This window comes from Cohnella sp. GbtcB17 (genome assembly GCF_019091135.1).
Classification (GTDB): domain Bacteria; phylum Bacillota; class Bacilli; order Paenibacillales; family Paenibacillaceae; genus Cohnella.
This window is the reverse complement of the sequence record NZ_JAGXJW010000008.1, coordinates 126,571-144,692: the sequence shown is the minus strand read 5'-3', so window position 1 is coordinate 144,692 and position 18,122 is coordinate 126,571. Positions and strand designations below refer to the sequence as shown.

The 18,122-nt window shown below is 60.3% G+C and carries 11 protein-coding genes; 9 read left to right on the top strand and 2 right to left on the bottom strand.

Annotated elements, in window-relative coordinates:
- The first annotated feature begins 129 nt into the window (after positions 1–129).
- From KVT38_RS06495 to KVT38_RS06475, 5 genes are all read left to right on the top strand, one after another.
- On the top strand, positions 130–2,607 hold the full coding sequence (locus KVT38_RS06495; RefSeq protein WP_217592881.1) for a beta-galactosidase: 2,478 nt from the start codon (positions 130–132) through the stop codon (positions 2,605–2,607).
- A gap of 55 nt (positions 2,608–2,662) precedes the next feature.
- On the top strand, positions 2,663–4,999 hold the full coding sequence (locus KVT38_RS06490; protein WP_217592880.1) for a helix-turn-helix domain-containing protein: 2,337 nt from the start codon (positions 2,663–2,665) through the stop codon (positions 4,997–4,999).
- Positions 5,000–5,214: 215 nt separating this feature from the next.
- The gene (locus KVT38_RS06485) at positions 5,215–6,183 is read left to right on the top strand and encodes an ABC transporter permease (RefSeq protein ID WP_217592879.1); all 969 of its coding nucleotides are present in this window, start codon (positions 5,215–5,217) and stop codon (positions 6,181–6,183) included.
- A 19-nt stretch (positions 6,184–6,202) separates the two neighbouring features.
- A complete protein-coding gene (locus KVT38_RS06480) occupies positions 6,203–7,093 on the top strand; it encodes a carbohydrate ABC transporter permease (protein WP_217592878.1) in 891 nt (296 codons plus the stop codon).
- A gap of 57 nt (positions 7,094–7,150) precedes the next feature.
- Positions 7,151–8,692 (top strand): ABC transporter substrate-binding protein, encoded by a 1,542-nt coding sequence (locus KVT38_RS06475; protein WP_217592877.1) that lies wholly within the window; start codon positions 7,151–7,153, stop codon positions 8,690–8,692.
- A gap of 450 nt (positions 8,693–9,142) precedes the next feature.
- Here KVT38_RS06475 and melA read toward each other — a convergent pair whose 3' ends face one another.
- Positions 9,143–10,534 (bottom strand): alpha-glucosidase/alpha-galactosidase, encoded by a 1,392-nt coding sequence (gene melA, locus KVT38_RS06470; protein ID WP_217592876.1) that lies wholly within the window; start codon positions 10,532–10,534, stop codon positions 9,143–9,145.
- A gap of 125 nt (positions 10,535–10,659) precedes the next feature.
- On the bottom strand, positions 10,660–11,532 hold the full coding sequence (locus KVT38_RS06465; RefSeq protein WP_217592875.1) for an AraC family transcriptional regulator: 873 nt from the start codon (positions 11,530–11,532) through the stop codon (positions 10,660–10,662).
- A 119-nt stretch (positions 11,533–11,651) separates the two neighbouring features.
- On the opposite strand from KVT38_RS06465, the gene KVT38_RS06460 reads away from it, so the two are divergent.
- The 4 genes from KVT38_RS06460 to KVT38_RS06445 all read left to right on the top strand — a co-directional run bounded on the left by KVT38_RS06460 (position 11,652) and on the right by KVT38_RS06445 (position 18,042).
- Positions 11,652–12,611 (top strand): alpha/beta fold hydrolase, encoded by a 960-nt coding sequence (locus tag KVT38_RS06460; protein WP_217592874.1) that lies wholly within the window; start codon positions 11,652–11,654, stop codon positions 12,609–12,611.
- A 153-nt stretch (positions 12,612–12,764) separates the two neighbouring features.
- The gene (locus KVT38_RS06455) at positions 12,765–14,528 is read left to right on the top strand and encodes a sensor histidine kinase (protein ID WP_217592873.1); all 1,764 of its coding nucleotides are present in this window, start codon (positions 12,765–12,767) and stop codon (positions 14,526–14,528) included.
- Complete coding sequence (locus KVT38_RS06450; RefSeq protein WP_217592872.1) at positions 14,525–16,234, top strand: response regulator transcription factor; 1,710 nt, start codon at positions 14,525–14,527, stop codon at positions 16,232–16,234. The genes KVT38_RS06455 and KVT38_RS06450 overlap by 4 nt, the downstream gene beginning before the upstream one ends.
- Before the next feature lie 95 nt (positions 16,235–16,329).
- Positions 16,330–18,042 (top strand): extracellular solute-binding protein, encoded by a 1,713-nt coding sequence (locus tag KVT38_RS06445; RefSeq protein WP_217592871.1) that lies wholly within the window; start codon positions 16,330–16,332, stop codon positions 18,040–18,042.
- Positions 18,043–18,122 lie beyond the last annotated feature (80 nt).

Here is an 18,122-nt window from a genome sequence, read left to right as displayed (position 1 = left end):
TATCCGAAGACGCGCACTGGCCCTGGGCGCCGCTGGTTTGACACAATCGTAATAAACGGACGCAGGGCGATAAGCGGCGAGGAGGAAGGCCGGCGCTCCGTTTCACCTTACATAAAGGAAGTGGGCCGGATGGGCAGCATACAAGTTAAGGGAAGGTCGATTCTGATCGACGGCCGGGAGACGATGCTCCGGTCGGGCGAGATTCATTATTTCCGCATCTACAAGCGCAATTGGCGGGAGCGGCTGCGGCAGGCGAAGGCCAATCGACTGAACGCGATCGCAAGCTACATTCCTTGGGATTTCCACGAGCCGGAGGAAGGGGTATTCGACTTTGAGGGACGTACCCTACCCGAGCGGGATCTGAAGGGATTTCTGAACATGCTGGCGGAGGAGGGGCTGTACTTCATCGCCAAGCCGGGACCGTTTATCAACGCGGAATATATCGACGGCGGACATCCCCGCTGGATGTTCGAGCATTATCCGGAGACGGTCAGCAGGCGGCCCGGCGGCGAGCAGGCTTATTGGATCGGACAGGGCAATCACGTCCCCGCCCAGCTTGACGATACGTTCCTGCTGCTCGCGGAACGCTGGTATGCGCAGGCGATTCCGCTGCTGGCGGAATACAGCATCGACCGGGGCGGGCCGGTTATTTTGCATCAGCCGGACAACGAGATGAACCTGCTGTTCACCTGTCTGGACCCGAACGGCTCCTTGTTCGATCCTGAGGTGTTGGGAGAGGAAGGCCGCCCCGGTCGGTTCCACCGGGATTTGCTGGAGCAATACGGTTCCCTGAAGGCGCTGAACCGCCGGTACGGAACAAGCTTTACCGGCGTTGAACAGATCCTGCCGCAGCGGCCTGCCGGACATCCTGAGGGGGAGGCACGGCTTTATCTGGATTGGATGCGCTTTCGCATGCGGTACGTATACCGATACGCTCTCACGCTGGCGCAATGGACAAGGCAGTACGGCCTCGAGGTGCCCAATACGTACAACGAGCCGATCAACGGCTTCTTCCGGGGACCTGGCAACCATGCGGAATTCGTCCGATATATGAAGGACAGGGGCCAGGACGTAATCACCACCTGCCACTCCTACTTGCGATACGCTTACCATATGGATGCCAACGGCGTACCGAAAACCGCGCTGCGCCTGGAATGCCTGAAGTCGCAGGCGGCGGACCATCCGACGATCGCGATCGAGGTGGGGGCCGGCTGGATGACCCTCGATTCGGTGGCCAACTACGCCAATTACCCCGTACATTTGCGGGTGCTGTTGGGGCACGGCATGGACGGCTACAATTACTTTATTTTCGCCTCCGGCGACAAGGGCTTTAGCCGCACATACGTGACTGACGCATACGATCTGTTCGCCGATCCGGTGAGCGCCGCCGGCAAGGAGCATGAGGTGTATGCGATGACCGGCGCGTTCAACCGGTTCGTCGCCCAGTGGGAGCAGGAGCTGGCGGACACGCGGAAGCAGTACGACGTCGTGATCGGGCTGACCGGGGATCTGTACCTGATGAGCCAATACGCCGTGGAGGAGACGGCGGTATTCGAGGATCAGATGTCCGGAGCGGGGAGCTTGTCCGCCGGCAAGGCCAAAAACGCGGTGGACAGCGTCGAACAGCTGGCCAAGCTGCTCGCGATGAACAATATCCAGTTCGCCGTCATGAACCTGGACTACCCCAACCGAAAGCCTGGCTTCGACGAGCTCCTGATCGTTCCCAACGACGGCTCGCTCTCGACGGAGGCCTTCCGCTATCTGAACGAGCACGGCGACCGGGGCGGACGAGTCGTCTTGTATCCGGAGGTTCCCGGCATGGATACGGACGGGAATCCGGTTCCCGGCCTGGCGGAAGCGCTGAAGTATCGCAAGCGGCGCGAGATCCCGCGCTTCGGCATGCGCGCAGGCGACATCGGCCGCCGGTTTATGTCCATGAAGGAGCTGGGCGGCATCCCTGCGGACCGGTTGACGACGATGGAGCTGCCGGCCGGCGCGGAGCAGATCGTCTCCTTCGAAGGAGAGACGAGCGCGTACCGGGCGCCCTTCCGCAACGGAGAAGCGCTGGTGATGGGCTTCGCCCCCCAGTTCACGGGACTCGACAACGTGACCGCCCTGAAGCTTGCGCTGGTGCCGCTGCTGAAGCGGAGCCGGCGCTGTCATACGGCGCAGGACCGCTATCATGCCGTGTGCCGGTCCGGCAGCCGGATGAGCCTGGTCACGGTGGTGAACATGACCGGCTGCGCGGGCGGCGACCGCGTCGTCGTGCAGACGGAAGGCGGCGCCTTGGAATTCCCGCGGTTGTCCGCGCTCGAGGTGGCGTCGCTTGGCGCCCTTATGCTCCCGGTGGACGCGAAGCTGCCCTACGGGACGCTCAAATATTGCACCAGCGAGCTCGTCCCGCTGGACGATGCCCGGTATTGCTGGCAGGCGACGGGCGCGCCCGGTACGGAGGGCGAGATCGCGTTCGACCGGCCGGTGCGCGTCGTTGCGGACGGCAGGCAGCTGGAGACAAGGGAGGTCGACGGTCTGTTCATCGCCGTATACCAACATGGGCTGAAGCCTGTCGAGCTGCATATCGAGCCGCTGGCCGAAGCATTCAATTGACCTGCGGTCCTATGCTATAATAATTTTTCACTGTTCATAGATCGGAGAGAGAACGATGAAGCTCGTGAGCGCTTATCGGTCCAGGAAATATCTGCAGAGAATCTCCATATCCATTTCGCTGCTCATCGCGTTGTCGCTCTCCCTGACGGCTCTGACCCTGTACCGCTATTCCGAGAAAATCGTGCAGGAGATCCAGTACGATGCCAACAAAAAGGTGCTGTCCCAGGTCAACTACAATATCGGGTTCCTGGGCAAGATGATCGACGGCCTGGCCTACAATCTTTTTGTCGATAACGACTTTATTCCGCTTCTGTACGGGGACGGCATCAATACCTTCGATCTCGTCAACAAGCTCGGCAAGCTGGACAAATGGGTCAACAGCAATTCCTACGTACATTCGGTCATCATGTACAACGGCCGGGCGGACCGGATCTTCGCCGGCGGCAATATCGACATTCAATACGAGAAGGCGCTGGAGGAAAAGTACCGAAGCTTCCTTCGCCTTACCCCGCCCCGGGTCAAGGCTTCCCTGGTTCCGATGATACTGCCCCTGTCCGGGCACCCTGCGGACGTATTCTCCTACATTCTCTACGACAAAGTCGGCGCCTACCGGTCCGGCGACAGCGTCATGTTCGTTAATGTGAAGCCGGACTGGCTGTTCGACAACATCCGGAGATTAAACGGTCTGGGCACGGAGGTGCCCGGACAGATCGTCGTCCTCGACCGGGACGACCGTTCCTTCGGCACGGATCTGAAGGAGACTTCCCTGGACCCCGGCGTTCAGGCGGAATTGAAGAAGCGGAGCGGGACAGGAAGCTCCGCGCCGGACTTTTTCAAGACCCGGATCGGCGGAGAGCCCTACCTGGTCACGTATATGCCCTCGGACGCCTTCGGCTGGACGATCGTCAGCCTGCAGCCTTACGATGCCATCTTCCACAAGATCGACCGGTGGAAGTCGTTTACGCTAATGTTGTCTGGCGTGTTCTTCTTGGTGTCCATCGCGCTGTCGGTCCTCGTCTCCCACAGGCTGTACCGTCCGATCGAGAATCTGATCAATCAGGTCCGGCGGACGGGCGCTTGGGAGGCGGGCGAGGAGATCGTCGGCGCCAAAGACGAATTGGCCTTCCTGTCGGAGACGTACCGGCGGATCGTCGACAAGAGCGAGGTAGAACGTACGCGGTTCCGCGCCGATCCCAACGTGGTCAAAAACTACAATTTGCGCCGCCTGCTGGCGGATAGCGCGGCCATCACCGGCCGGGAGCTGGCCGAGCAGATCGAACGCAGCGGGATGCGCCTGAACCCCGATTCCCCGATGGTGTGCTGCATTCTCTCCATCGACCGCCATTGGCAGCTGGATCGCGCGGCGCAGCAGGCGGAGAAACGGATGTACGCCTTTGCCGTCATGAACATCGCGGTAGAGGTGCTGTCCCGCGACTATCTGTGCGAGAGCGTCGATATGCGAAGCGGCCATTTCGCGATGATCGTAAGCGGCGCCGCTTCGGCCGCCGGCATGGAAGAGCAGGTCGCAGGCTTGCTGAAGGAGATTCAGCAGATCGTGGAAGCCTACTACCGGCTCAGCCTGTCGGCGGCGGTCAGTCCCGTGTTCGAACGGTACGAGGAGCTGCACCGAAGCCACGAACTGGCCCAGCAGATTCTCCATTACCGGATGGTATTCGGCTATCGCAGCGTCATCACGCACGATATGGTCAAAGGACGGCTCGAAAACCGGGACTTCCAGCTGCCTGCCGAGCTGGAGAAGAAGCTGGCGGACAGTCTGCGATCCGGCCAGGCGGAAGCTTTTGAGGAGTCGCTGCACAAGCTGTTCCGGCACATCTCCAGGCTGCACCCCGATATGATCTACCATTCGCTGCTCCTGCTCCTCACCTCGATGAGGCAGGCGGTGAACGGGCTGAACGCCAACAAGCTGTCCCCCATCTCCATCGATTGGAACATCGTCCAGAAGCAACTGCTGGAGAAAGAAACGCTGGACGAGATGGCAGCCGAGCTGCTGGAGGTTTTCCGAAGCATCGAGGGAGAGCGGGAGGACGCCGATTACGCCAAAAACAAAATTCTGGTGGACACGATCAAGGAGTTCATCGAGGACCATTATCAGGACCCCAACCTGTCCCTGCAAGGTATCGCGGCCATGCTGAAAATGTCGTCCGCGCATGTGGGCAAGCTCTTCAAGCTGAGCGAGCGGCAGTCGGTCTCGGAGTATATCACCGAGATCCGCCTTTTTCATACCGCGCTGCTGCTGGAGTCCACGGACCGAAGCGTAAGTGAGGTCATGGAGAAGGTCGGCTTCGTGAACCGGAGCAACTTCTACAAGCTGTTCAAAAACAAGTACGGCGTGACGCCCAACGAATACCGGCTGAAAAAGACGATTTACTAGCGGAAAAAATGCACGCTTCAGGACGCCGGCGACGGCGTCTTTTTGCGTATTCTGTGCCCGGTATGCGGCGTATGCGGAGGCGTCCATACAAATCTTTCGTTTGCATACACGCCAAACGCCGGATTTGCGCACAATCGTTCATTATTCGGACTTCCGGCCGCGTTGTATGCTGTGCCAATATGGGGATGCGGCAATCACTGGAAAGGAGGGACGCCATGGAAACGGCAATCTCAAAATCGAAGTCCGGGACAAAAAGGAAACGCGTCTTCTGGCCGGTGCGGGAATGGAGGCATCTGAAGCAGAACCGGGAAATACTGGGCTTGTTTTTCCCCGGCTTCATTTATATTCTGATCTTTGCTTATCTGCCCATGTTCGGCATCATTCTGGCCTTCAAGCGGTACCGGTACGACCAGGGGATTCTGGGCAGCGAGTGGGTCGGCTTCGAGAACTTCAAGTTCTTTTTCGTCTCGGAGGACGCCTGGAGAATAACGCGCAACACGGTGCTGTACGAGATGGGCTATATTGTTCTGACGCTGGTCTTTGCCCTCTTGTTCGCCATCCTGCTTAACGAGATCGGGAGAAACGCCTCTAAAATCTATCAAACCGCGCTGTTCGTTCCGTACTTCCTGTCCTGGGTCGTCGTCAGCTACATCAGCTACGCCTTCCTGGACCAGCAAACCGGTTATTTGAACACGATCCTGCAATGGTTCGGCATGGAGCCGCACAAGTGGTATTTGGAGAAGGAGCCTTGGCCTGTTATATTGAACGTCGCCAGTCTGTGGAAGAAGGTCGGCTTCTCCGCGCTGGTCTACTACGCAGGCGTCATGGGCATTAATCAGGAATATTACGAAGCGGCGAAAATAGACGGAGCGACCCGGTTCCAGATGGCCATGAAAATCACGATTCCGATGCTGACCCCGCTCATTACGATTATGCTGATCTTGTCGGTAGGCGGCATTTTCCACGGAGATTTTGGTCTCCATTACTTCATTCCGAACAACCAGGGGATGACTTACCCGACGACCGATATTATCGATACGTACGTATACCGGGCGCTTCGCAACGTCGGCGATGTCGGCATGTCCTCCGCGGTCGGACTGTACCAGTCCCTTGTGGGCATGGTGCTCGTGATCGCGACGAATGCCGTCGTCCGCAAGCTGAACAAAGAAAACTCCCTGTGGTAGAGAAAGAAGGTTGCCCCAGATGAAAAGCGCATCCGTGCCTCGTTTCTCCAAAATGCTGGTCCATCTGATGTTCATCCTCGTGTCCATCGCGATGATCGGGCCGCTGCTGCTCATCGTCTCCATATCCTTCAGCAGCGAAAGCGACCTGCTGCGCAACGGGTATTCGTTCTGGCCCCGGGTATTCAGCCTGGATGCGTACGCCATCGTGCTGAAGGCGCCCAAGGTGATCGCGCAGGCCTATGGCGTGACGATTCTCGTGACGATCGCCGGTACGATTGCCGGCCTTTTCCTGACGGCGACGACCGCGTACGCCATCTCGCGGACCAACTTCCGCTACGGCCGGATCGGCACCTTTTATATATTTTTTACCATGCTGTTCAGCGGCGGATTGGTGCCTTCCTACATTCTGATGACCCAGGTGCTTCATCTGAAGGATACGCTATGGGCGCTCATTCTGTCCGGGCTGCTGACCCCATTCAACATTATGATTATGAAGGGCTTTATGGTGAAGGTGCCGGGGGAGATCATCGAATCGGCCAAGGTGGACAGCGCGAGGGAATGGACCATTTTCTTCCGGATTATTTTGCCGCTGTCTACGCCTGCGCTGGCCACGCTTGGACTGTTCATCTCCTTTAATTACTGGAACGCCTGGTTTCCGGCGATGCTCTATATCGACAATCCCGACCTGGTGCCGCTCCAGCTCATGCTTGTCCGCATCATGGACAGCATTGAGTTTCTAAGTCAGAACGAGCAGATGCTCTCGCAGATGGGCTCGGTGCAGGCGAACTTCCCCGCGCTGTCCGCCCGGATGGCCATGGTCGTGCTGGCGGCCGGACCGATGCTGATCGTATTTCCGTTTTTTCAACGGTTTTTTGTGCAGGGGTTGACGGTCGGGTCTCTCAAAGGTTAGCGGGGACCCGCCTTATCCAATATAAATCGACTTACATCCATAGGGGAGGTTGTTCAAATGAAGTTGGTTAAAAAAGCGTCCTGGACGGGCGTGTCCGTTCTGCTTGCGGCATCCGTGGCCGTAACGGCGTGCGGGAATTCGAACAACGGCAATTCCGCGGAAGGCAGCGCTTCGCCAAGCGCCCAATCGACCGGGAGCGCATCATCGACCGCGAGCGCACCATCGACTGCCAGCGATCTTCCGCCGGCGGAGCTGACCTGGTATTACCTGGAGAGCACGCAGCAGGCGGATTTGAAGTCCGTGGAAGCCGAGGTCAACAAGTACATTAAGCCGAAGCTGAACGCCACGGTAAAGCTGAAGCCGATCGCCGGATCCGACTACGAGCAGAAGATGAACACGTCCATCGCATCCGGCGAGCCGTTCGACCTGGTCTGGACGTCCGATTGGCGCTTCGACTTTAACTCGAATACGCAGAAAGGCGCTTTTCTGGAGCTGGATGAGCTGCTCGACAAATACGGTCAGAAGCTGAAGGCGAGCCTGCCTGCCGCCGCATGGGAAGATATGAAGGTGAACGGCAAAATTTACGGCATCCCGAACTACCAGATCGCGGCCAAGTCCGCAGGCTTCGTGGTGCAAAAGCGTTTTGCCGACAAGTATCATCTCGATCCGGGCAAGATCAAGAGCTATCGGGATATGGAGCCTTTCTTCGAGCAGATCAAGCAGAACGAACCGGGCATCATTCCGTTCGGCATCAACTCCGATTTCTTTGAAGCGCGGGCGTACGGCGTGGACTACTTTAACAAAATGCCGCATAAGACGGTCGACGGCAAAGTAACCGTCCTGGACCAGTTCACCATGCCGGAATATAAACAGCATGTCGCCATGGCACATGAATGGTACGAGAAAAAGTATATCAATCAAGATGCGGCGACCTTAAAGAACAAAGCCGATGTCGAAAAAACAGGCGTATACGCCTCTACTTTCGACTACACCCAGAAGCCGGGCGGCGAGGCGGCGGCCAAAGCGGGCAACGGCGGCAACGACGTCGTGTTCGTGCCGCTGGTGGAACCGCTGTTCACGGGCGTGACCGCCAGCATCACTGCCGTAAGCGGCACCTCCAAAAATCCGGAGCGCGCCGTCATGCTCGCCGAGCTGGTCAACACCGACCCGACGCTCTACAACCTGCTCGCCTTCGGCATCGAGAACAAGCATTATACCAAGATCGGCGACAACACGATCAAGGTTAATCCCTCGGCGGGCTACAACCCGGGCATGAACTGGGTAATGGGGAATGTCACCATCGGCTACCTGACGGAAGGCCAGCCGGCCGATACTTGGGAAAGAACGAAGCAGGCCAACGACAGCGCCAAAAAAGACGTCCTGTACGGCTTCAAGTTTAACGTAGAATCGGTGAAGGCCGAAGAGGCCAACCTGAAGGCGGTGGAGAGCGAGTTCAAAAAGGTGCTGGACACCGGTACCGTCGACCCGGACAGCTATTTGCCCCAGTACGTGGAGAAGCGCAAAAAGGCCGGACTCGATCGCTACATGGCCGAATATCAAAGACAGGTGGATGAATTTTTGAAGAGCAAAGGCCAATAAGGCGAGGGTGCTGCAAGGCAGGTAAGGGCAAGCGAATGCGCGATCCCTTACGGCCATGCCCGTCCTGGTGTTCCTGAACAGGGTCACGCAAGGGCAGCGCAACGTGTGAAAGGCCCCAGTGTTCCTGGATAGGAACACCAAGGGGCAGCGCAACGCGTGAAAGGCCCCAGTGTTCCTGGATAGGAACGCCATGGGGTAGCGCAACGCGTGAAAGGCCCCATTGTTCCTGGATAGGAACACCAAGGGGCAGCGCGCCGCGTGAAAGGCTCCAGTGTTCCTGGATAGGAACGCCAAGGCGCAGCGCAACGCGTGAAAGGCACCAATGTTCCTGGATAGGAACACCAAGGCGCAGCGCGCGCGGAGTTGCGCGACCGGACGTTCATCGAGCGGAAGCAGCGCCGCATCGCCAGGCGAAAAAGAAGCGGCAGCCCGCAAAGGCTGCCGCTTCTTTTATTTCGCGCGCATGAAGTGGTACATGCTGCCCGCCGGCTGCGGAAGATCCGGCCAGGTGCGGCCTTCGCCGTTGAACTGGGGCAGCCAGGGCGCGAGCGCCTCCAGCATCTCGTCGACCATGCTCCACACCTGCTCGGTACTGCAGACGGCGGCCGTGAGCGGATCGTGCAGCACGGCGAGCTTGACGAGCTCGCGGTTGCCGGTCAGCGCGGCCTCGACGGCCATCTCCTGCACGCTGATGCTCGATCGGCAGGTGGCGGCGCAGGCCATCGGGAGATCGCCGATGTATGTCGGCGCGATGCCGTTGCGATCTACGTAGCACGGGATCTCGATCGTGGCGCCGTCCGGCAGGTTCGTGATCATGCCGCGGTTCTCGATATTGAAATTGCCGCGGTACGTCTTGCCTGTCTCCAGCGCTTCGATGATGTACGAGCCATGCTCCTCTGAACGCTGTCCGAGCGGGATGGACGCAATCTCGCCGCTCAGCATCTTCGGGTACATCTCCTTGTAGTCGACGAAGCGCGTCAGGCAGTGCTCGAGATAACCCGCCGTCACTCCGCCGATCCATTCCTTGTCGTTGATCCACTTGGACATATCGGCGGACTTCTTGCGGTACCAAGGCAGGTACTCGCTCAGGTGGCCGTTCGACTCGGTCGAATAGTAGCCGAATCTGCGCAGCACGTCGATGCGGCAAGGCTCTCTTTGCGGCAGCGTCGGATGGTTCTCGAACGCCTCGAGCAGATGCGGTGTCAGATCTTTGCCTTTATGAGAGATGTTGATGAACCACGTCTGGTGGTTGATGCCCGCGCAAATCTGGTCGATCTCGTCCTGCGGCAGGCCGAACGCCTCGGCGATCTGCTCGTGCCCGTGCTGCACCCCGTGGCATAGGCCGACGACCCGAACGCCCCCGGCGCGCCGCACGGCCCACGTATTCATCGCCATCGGGTTGGAATAGTTGAGCAGCAGCGCGTTCGGCGCGAGCTCACGCATATCCTTGGCGATGTCGAGCAGCACCGGGATCGTGCGGAGGGCGAAGAACACGCCGCCCGGTCCGAGCGTGTCGCCGACGCATTGCTCGACGCCATACTTGAGCGGAATCTCGATGTCGTGGCGGTACGCCTCGAGTCCGCCGACGCGAGCCAGACAGATGACGTAGTCGGCATCCCGGATCGCTTCCCGCTGGCTCGTCGTCGGCACAATTTTCACGTCTGTCAGACCGTTCGTCTCGAGCATGCGCTCGCTCAGCTTGGTCACCATCTCGAGCGTCTCCGGATCGATGTCCATGAGCCGGAATTCGGTATCGCGGAATTCGGGCACCGCCATCAAGTCCATGATGAGCCTGCGCGTGAAGTTGATGCTTCCCGCCCCGATCATTGCAATTTTCAGCATTTTATCATGACCTCCGTATGAAATAATTGCGCATTACATCCTCTCGGGTAATATCATAGATTCCTGATACATGGGGCGTAAATAGCATAATATTTTCACCGGATTGATAAAATATTGCGCGGTACTCAGTCGATAAAAATGTGATGCTCGGGGATGTCGTCCGTACTGTCGCGGAATTGCTGGGGCGAGACGCCCATCAGCTTGCGGAACACTTTGCCGAAGTAGCTGCTGTTGTCGAAGCCGGTCGCGGCGGCGATGGCCGCTACGGGCTGGTCGGTCTGCCGGAGGAGCCGGGAAGCCTGTTCGATCCGGATCTTGGTCAGATGGTGGATCGGCGTGACGCCGACATGCTTCAGGAACAGCCTGCAAAAATGGTACTTGGACGCGCCCGCCTCCGCGGCGATCTGCTCGAGCGTCAGAAAGCGATGATACTGCGATTCCATAAACTTCAAAGCGGCGGCGACTGCATCTGGAGCGGGACGGCCCGCGTCCGGCTTGCCGTCGATCGCCCGCAGGCAGGCGACGATCCACTCGTACAGGCGGACGGACAGCTCGTATTTGTCGAGACCCGTCTTCGACTGCGCGTTCTCCATCATCTCCCACAGCATGGCGATCGGCTGCGCGTTCGGCTTGAACGATACGACCGGCCCGGTTTTCGCGACGATATCGTTCCAGTAGCCTTCGACATGCCGGCCCGCCGCCGTCAAAAAAATAAACTCCCAGGGCTCGCCGCCGGCATCCGGGCTGTAGTAGTACTCGTGGTTATCCGGCACGGTAACGAAGAAACCATGGTGCTTCGGGATGCGATAATGTTTGCCTCCGCTAACCAGATTGCCTTCGCCGGACAGCGTGTACTGAAACACGACGAACCTGTCCCCGCGCGCCCGCCCGTTCCATCTGTAGCTGTCGTTCACGGCGCTCTCCCAGCCGATCGTCCGGATCGCCATCAAGGCGTCCGTCGGCTCCGCATACCTGAATCCAAAGTTGGTTCTGAGCAATATAATGCGACCTCCAACTCAATTATTTACGATTGAAGTAAGGACGAATATGGCCTACATTCGAAAATAGGAACGCGAAATTTGCAAATATTGTACTACGCAGGAAGGTGCGATGGAAGATGCCTACGATCGATATGCCGCTTGCGCAGCTAAGCGCGTACGCGGGGAGGAACCCGAAGCCCGCCGACTTCGACGCCTATTGGGAGCGGGCGCTCGCGGAGATGAAGAATGTCGATCCGGCGGTGGAAATCGTCGAGAGCGACTTCCAGGTTCCCGGCGCGGATTGCTTGCATCTATACTTCACCGGCGTCGGCGGCGCGCGCATTCATGCCAAGTACGTCCGGCCGAAAAACGTCCCGGAGCCGCATCCGGCGGTGCTGCAATTCCACGGCTACGCCCATCATTCGGGCGATTGGATCGACAAGTTGGGCTACGCGGCGGCGGGCTTCTCCGTGCTGGCGATGGACTGCCGCGGGCAGGGCGGGCGTTCGGAGGACAAGGGAGGCATCCGGGGAACGACGTTCAAAGGGCACATCGTCCGCGGGCTCGACGACCACCCGGACCGGCTGCTGTTCCGCGATATATTCCTGGATGCGGCGCAGCTCGCCGGCATCGCGATGTCGCTGCCGGAGGTGGACGCCGGCCGGGTGGGCACGATCGGCGGCTCGCAGGGCGGCGGACTCGCGTTGGCCTGCGCGGCGCTGGAGCCGCGCATTCGGCGCACGGCGCCGAGCGTGCCGTTCCTGTGCGACTACAAGCGCGTATGGGAGATGGATCTGGCGAGAGACGCGTACGAGGAGCTGCGCACCTATTTCCGCCTCTTCGATCCCCAGCACAAGCGCGAGGAGGAGCTATTCGAGCGGCTGGGCTATATCGACGTGCAGCATCTGGCGGACCGGATCCGGGGCGAGGTGATGATGGGCGTCGGGCTGCTGGACACCGTCTGTCCGCCGTCCACGCAGTTCGCGGCCTACAACAAGATCGTCGCGGGCAAGCGGATGGAGATTTATCACGATTACGTGCACGAAAGGCTGGCCGACTTCGAGGACAAGGCGCTGCAGTTTATGCTGGGGATGTAGCGCGGAAGGGGGCGGCGCGCGCAGTAGGCGCGCTAGGCGACGCGATGCGATACGAAGAGGAGCGACGCCGCCCCTCTTTTTTGTTATTCTGATGTGGAAGCGGCGTGCCGGCAAGCTCCCGGCGCAGCCAGATCGCGGCGGAGGGTTATCATCATGGGATCTTTTTTGAAAGCGCTAACAATTTATCCCAAGCTCGTGCTGTCTTTTTTGCTCATGATCATCCCCATTTATCTGTCCAGCCTGTTCATGAACCAGTCGGGCCATGACGTCGTCAAGCAGCAGATCTCCGCTTCGATGGCATCGCGCGTCCATTTTTACTTGTCGTCTCTCGAGACGGAGTTAGCGAGGCTCCGCCGTCTCCAGATGGAGTACGTGAGCGACGACGATCTGCTCAGTCTGGGGACGACGGCGTCCCGGATGAACGACTTCGAGCGCTCGCGCACCATTCTGTCGGTCAAAAGCAAGCTCTATCTGCTGAAGAGCTCCAGTCCGTTCGTGGCAAACGTGAAGCTGTACGTTCCTGCGCTCGGGCGCAGTATTATGGCCAACAACTACGACGACACGATCCCGGCGGCAGAGCTAGGCGCCATGCTCGAGCCGCGCAACTTGAGCGCGCCCGTCTTTGGCTTCGGGGACCGGCTGCTGCTCAGCGGCGTGTATCCCGACGCGATCTACGTGAACCGCAAGCCGGTGCTGGCCATCGAGATCGAGCTGTCCAAGGCGGAGATCGTCCGGACGCTTTCGTCCATGGCGAACGGGGAGCAGGGCGGGGCGGCGTGGTTGAGCGCGGACGGCGCGTGGAACGTGGCATCGGGCCTCGAGACGCAGGCGTTGTCCGAGCTGTCCGGGGCGGTCGGCGCCAAGCGGGCGGAGAACCCGGACAGCGCGTCCGCGCCCGGCCAGTTCACGATGAAGACGAACGCCGGCTCCTTTTTCGTGGCCCATGAGTATTCCCCTGTCCTCGATTCGACGCTTGCGGTGCTGGTGCCGGCGGAGAAGGTGATGCAGCCGCTCAACCGCCATCGCGACTGGATCTGGCTGCTCTCGCTCATCGCGCTCGTGCTGGTCGTCGCCTTTTCCTACTGGATCCACCGGCTCATTCACAAGCCGATCAAGCGGCTGGTCGTCTCCTTCCGCAAGGTGGAGAAGGGCGACCTCGGCGTGCGCGTCTATCACCGCAACCAGGATGAGTTCCATTACCTGTACAACCAGTTCAATCACATGCTGGGCCGGATCGAGACGCTCATCGGCGAGGTGTACGAACAGCAGATAAGATCGCAGCGCTCCGAGCTCAAGCAGCTGCAGTCGCAGATCAATCCGCACTTTTTCTACAACAGCTTCTTTATCCTGCAGGGACTGGTGCAGATGCGGGAGCACGAGCTGGCGGACAAGATGTTCCGCCATCTGGGCAGCTACTTCCAGTTCATCACGCGAAACGGGGCGGAGACGGTCACGCTCGAGCAAGAGATGAAGCACGCAAGCTCGTACGTGGAGATTCAGAAGTTCCGCTTCTCGGGAACGGTCGAGGTGGAGCAGGAGGAGCTGCCTGCCGCGTGGGCGCAGGCTGAGGTGCCGCGCCTCATCGTGCAGCCGCTGATCGAGAACGCCTATTTGCACGGCCTTGAAAACAAGACCGGCGACGGCCGGCTGCGCATCGGTTTCCGGGAGGAGCCGGACGGCCGGCTGCATATCGAAATCGAAGACAACGGCGAAGAGCTGGACGAGCTTCGGCTGGAGCGGCTGCGCAAGTCCGTCTCCGCGGCGGACCGCGCGATCGAGACGACGGGCCTCTTGAACATTCATCGCAGGCTGCAGCTCAAGTTCGGGCCGGACTGCGGGCTGACTCTGTCGCGCAGCGCGCTCGGCGGGCTGAAGGCGGAGCTGACGATACGCCAAGACAAGGGGGATGCGGCATGATTCGATTGCTGATCGTGGACAATGAGCGCTGGATCGTCGACAGTCTGCTGGACCTGTTCGGGCGTCCGGCTAAGCTTGAGCTGGAGACGTTCGGCGCATACTCCGCCAAGGAGGCGTTGGAGGCGCTGGGCCGGATGAAGATCGACATCGTCCTGTCGGATATCCGAATGCCGGGCATGGGCGGGCTCGCGCTGCAGCGAGAGATCGTCAGGCAGTGGCCGTGGTGCAAGATCATCTTCCTGAGCGGCTACGACGACTTCGACTATATCCAGCAGGCGCTGCGGGGCGGAGGGGTCGACTACCTGCTCAAGACCGAGGGGCACGACGCGGTCGTCGCAGCCGTGGAGCGGGCGGCGGCGCAGCTGTACGAAGCGGTGGAGTCGCGCCAGCTGATCCTGAACGCGGAGCGTCAGATGCAGCTGGCGAGGCCGCTGCTCGTGAGCGAGTACCTGCTGGCGCTGGCGGGCGGCGATCCGGAGGCGCTGCGCAAGCGGCATGCGCGGCTGCCGGAGTTGCAGCTGCCGCTGGACGCGGACGCCGAGACGCTGCTTGTGCTCGGGCGGGTGGACGATTGGCGCGACGGCTTCAGCGGCGGCGACAAGCATCTGATGCTGTACGCGATCGCGAACATTGCCGAGGAATACTTCGCGAAGTCGGTGTTCTGCACGACCGTCAGCTTTGAGCAGAACAAGCTGCTGTGGCTCGTTCAGGCGAAGCCGGACGCGGGCCCGGCGCCGGACGTCGCATCCGGCGCATGGCCGCAGGCGGAGGACGCGCGCAGGCGTCTTGTCCGGTTCGTGCAAGGGACGATCGAGACGATCCAGGGCGCGTGCAAGCAGCTGCTCCAGCTCAGCGTCTCGTTCGCGGCCGCGGACGAGCCGAGGGACTGGGCGCGCATTCCCGGACAGTTCCGCGCGCTGAAGCGTCTGCTCGGCCGCGGTCTGGGCCTGGGCCAGGAGCTGATCCTGCTGGACCGGCCGTCTCCGGACGGCGCAGGGACGCAGCCGGATATACGGACGCACGAGACGCGCAGCCGACTCGACCGAATCGGCACGCTGGCGGCTTATTTGGAGAACGGCGAGAGCGCGCAGTTTTTCGCCGAATACGCGGGGCTGATGGCGCTGGGAGCCGAGGAAGGGCAGCGGGACGAACTGCTCAGGCTGGAGATCTACTATTCGCTCGTCCCCGTCTTTCTGTCGGAGCTGAACCGCTGGGCCGCGCACGAGGAAATGGGCGGGACGACCGATCTGGGCAAACTCACCCGGTACGACAGCCACTCTTCGTGGCATGCGGCGGAGGAATATTTCGCGGAGCTGGCCGAGCGCCTGTTCTCGCTCAAGCGCGCCGAGCGGTCGGATCGCGAGGACGACCTGATCCGTCACGTCCGGCGCTATGTCGAGCACAATCTGGCAGGCGATCTGTCGCTCACCCGCATCGGCGAGGTCGTCGGATACAATCCGTACTACCTGACCCGCCTGTACAAGCAGCTCACCGGCGAGGGGCTGACGGATTACATCGCCGCGACGCGCCTGGCGCGGGCGCAGAAGCTGCTTGCGGGCCATCAGCTGACCGTGCAGGACATCTCGCGAGCCGTCGGATTTATGACCGAGCAGTCCTTTTACCGCTTCTTCAAGAAGGAGACGGGACTCACGCCCCAGGAGTACAAGGAGCGGCAAGCGATATCCAAAACGGATAATGGAATGTAAAAATCGGCGAGTAGAGAGCGCGTCCGCGCCGGCTCTATAATGAGCTCATGCAAGGCAAGACGTATTCATTCATGAGCTCGAAGGGGGAACCGAGATTGAAAAAGAATCAACGAATCGCGCTCGTCTGCGGCATCTTGGCTTGCGCGCTCGCGGCGACCGGCTGCAGCGACTCGGGCAAAAACGCCGCTGGCCCGGAGTCGTCCGGCAAGGCGACGGGCTCGTCTGCGGCAACCGGCACTGCGCCGGCGTCCGCATCGGCGCCAGCGGAGAAGGAGGATCCGTTCGGCAAGTACGACCCGCCGATCGAGCTTCATGTCGCCCGCGCCGTCGACCAGACCTGGACGTATCCGAAAGGCGACAGCATCGACAATAACGTCTGGTACCGCGAGTACGAGAACTTGCTCGGCATCAAGATCGTCCACGACTGGACCGCGCTGACGAGCGAGTACAACCGCAAGCTGAACGTTTCGATCGCCTCCGGCAGCCTGCCCGAGCTGTTCTCGGTATCGGCCAGCCAGCTCAAGCAGCTCGCGGACGCCGGACAGCTGGAGGACCTGACTGAAGTTTACGAAAAATACGCCTCCGACCATACGAAGGAGCTGCAGCACGGCGACGGGGGCGCGGCGCTGGCATCGGCCACGTTTAACGGCAAGCTGCTCGCGATCCCGGTCGTCAACGCGCCGATCTACGAGCCGAACCTGCTGTGGATCCGCACGGACTGGCTCAAGAAGCTGAATCTGTCCGAGCCGAAGACGCTGGACGATGTGCTTAAGATTGCGGAAGCGTTTACGAAGCAGGATCCGGACGGCAACGGCAAGCCCGACACGTACGGCCTGGCGGTCAACAACTACTTGTACGGCCCGATCACCTCGATCACGGGGCTGTCCAACGCCTTCCATGCCTACCCGCAAACGTGGGTGAAGGACGCTTCGGGCAAGGTCGTCTACGGCTCGACGCAGCCCGAGATGAAGCAGACGCTGGCCAAGCTTCAGGAAATGTACAAGGCCGGCGAGCTCGACCGGGAATTCGGCGTCAAGGACGGCACCAAGGTCGCCGAGGATATCGCCGCTAACAAGTTCGGCATGGCGTTCGGCGCCAACTGGAACCCGTACGTATTCCTTGATGCGGTCAAGAAAAATCCGGGCATGGACTGGATGCCGTTCCCCGTGCCTTCCGTCGACGGCACCCCGACGAAGGCGAACGTCGGCTTCTCCGCCAGCGGCTACGTCGTCGTGCGCAAGGGCGCCAAGCATCCGGAGGCGGCCATTAAAATGCTCAACCTGCACGAGGAGGTCGTGCACGGCTCGCGCCGCAACGAGGGTCAGTTCATCACCGTCGAAGAGAACGGCGAGCGGATCAATACGTCGCCGATGTCGCTCGTGCAGTCCGGCGTCTCCGACCAGGGCGTGCTGGAGTCGCTGACCCTGCTGCGCAAAGCGATCGAGAACGAGGACGAGAGCCTGCTGAAGGACGCGCTGACGGAGACCGACAAATACGGTCCGACGGTCGACTACCTCAAGACGGGCAATATCGAAAACTGGGCGGTCGCCCACCAGTACTTCGGCTTCGTGACGACGATGGACAATTACACCGGCGACCGGCTGCTCATGACCGCGTTCGGCGGCCAGACGCCGACGATGACCGACAAATGGGCGACGCTCGACAAGCTGGAGAAGGAAACGTTCACGAAGATTATCATGGGTGCCGCTTCGGTCGACGAATTCGATACGTTCGTGGCGGACTGGAACAAGCTCGGCGGCGAGGCGATCCTGAAGGAGATCAACGACTGGCTGAGCGCGCAGAAGTAGAAGCGAATGCGCGGACGCTCGCGGCATAGACAGGCGGAAGGGGAGACGGTCCTGGCCATCGTCCCCTTCTTCCGTCATGC

Bases quoted from the DNA above. Each gene is read 5' to 3' on its own strand.
- KVT38_RS06495 (WP_217592881.1), top strand. From the start codon at position 130: ATGGGCAGCATACAAGTTAAGGGAAGGTCGATTCTGATCGACGGCCGG.
- KVT38_RS06490 (WP_217592880.1), top strand. From the start codon at position 2,663: ATGAAGCTCGTGAGCGCTTATCGGTCCAGGAAATATCTGCAGAGAATC.
- KVT38_RS06485 (WP_217592879.1), top strand. From the start codon at position 5,215: ATGGAAACGGCAATCTCAAAATCGAAGTCCGGGACAAAAAGGAAACGC.
- KVT38_RS06480 (WP_217592878.1), top strand. From the start codon at position 6,203: ATGAAAAGCGCATCCGTGCCTCGTTTCTCCAAAATGCTGGTCCATCTG.
- KVT38_RS06475 (WP_217592877.1), top strand. From the start codon at position 7,151: ATGAAGTTGGTTAAAAAAGCGTCCTGGACGGGCGTGTCCGTTCTGCTT.
- melA (WP_217592876.1), bottom strand. From the start codon at position 10,534: ATGCTGAAAATTGCAATGATCGGGGCGGGAAGCATCAACTTCACGCGC.
- KVT38_RS06460 (WP_217592874.1), top strand. From the start codon at position 11,652: ATGCCTACGATCGATATGCCGCTTGCGCAGCTAAGCGCGTACGCGGGG.
- KVT38_RS06455 (WP_217592873.1), top strand. From the start codon at position 12,765: ATGGGATCTTTTTTGAAAGCGCTAACAATTTATCCCAAGCTCGTGCTG.
- KVT38_RS06450 (WP_217592872.1), top strand. From the start codon at position 14,525: ATGATTCGATTGCTGATCGTGGACAATGAGCGCTGGATCGTCGACAGT.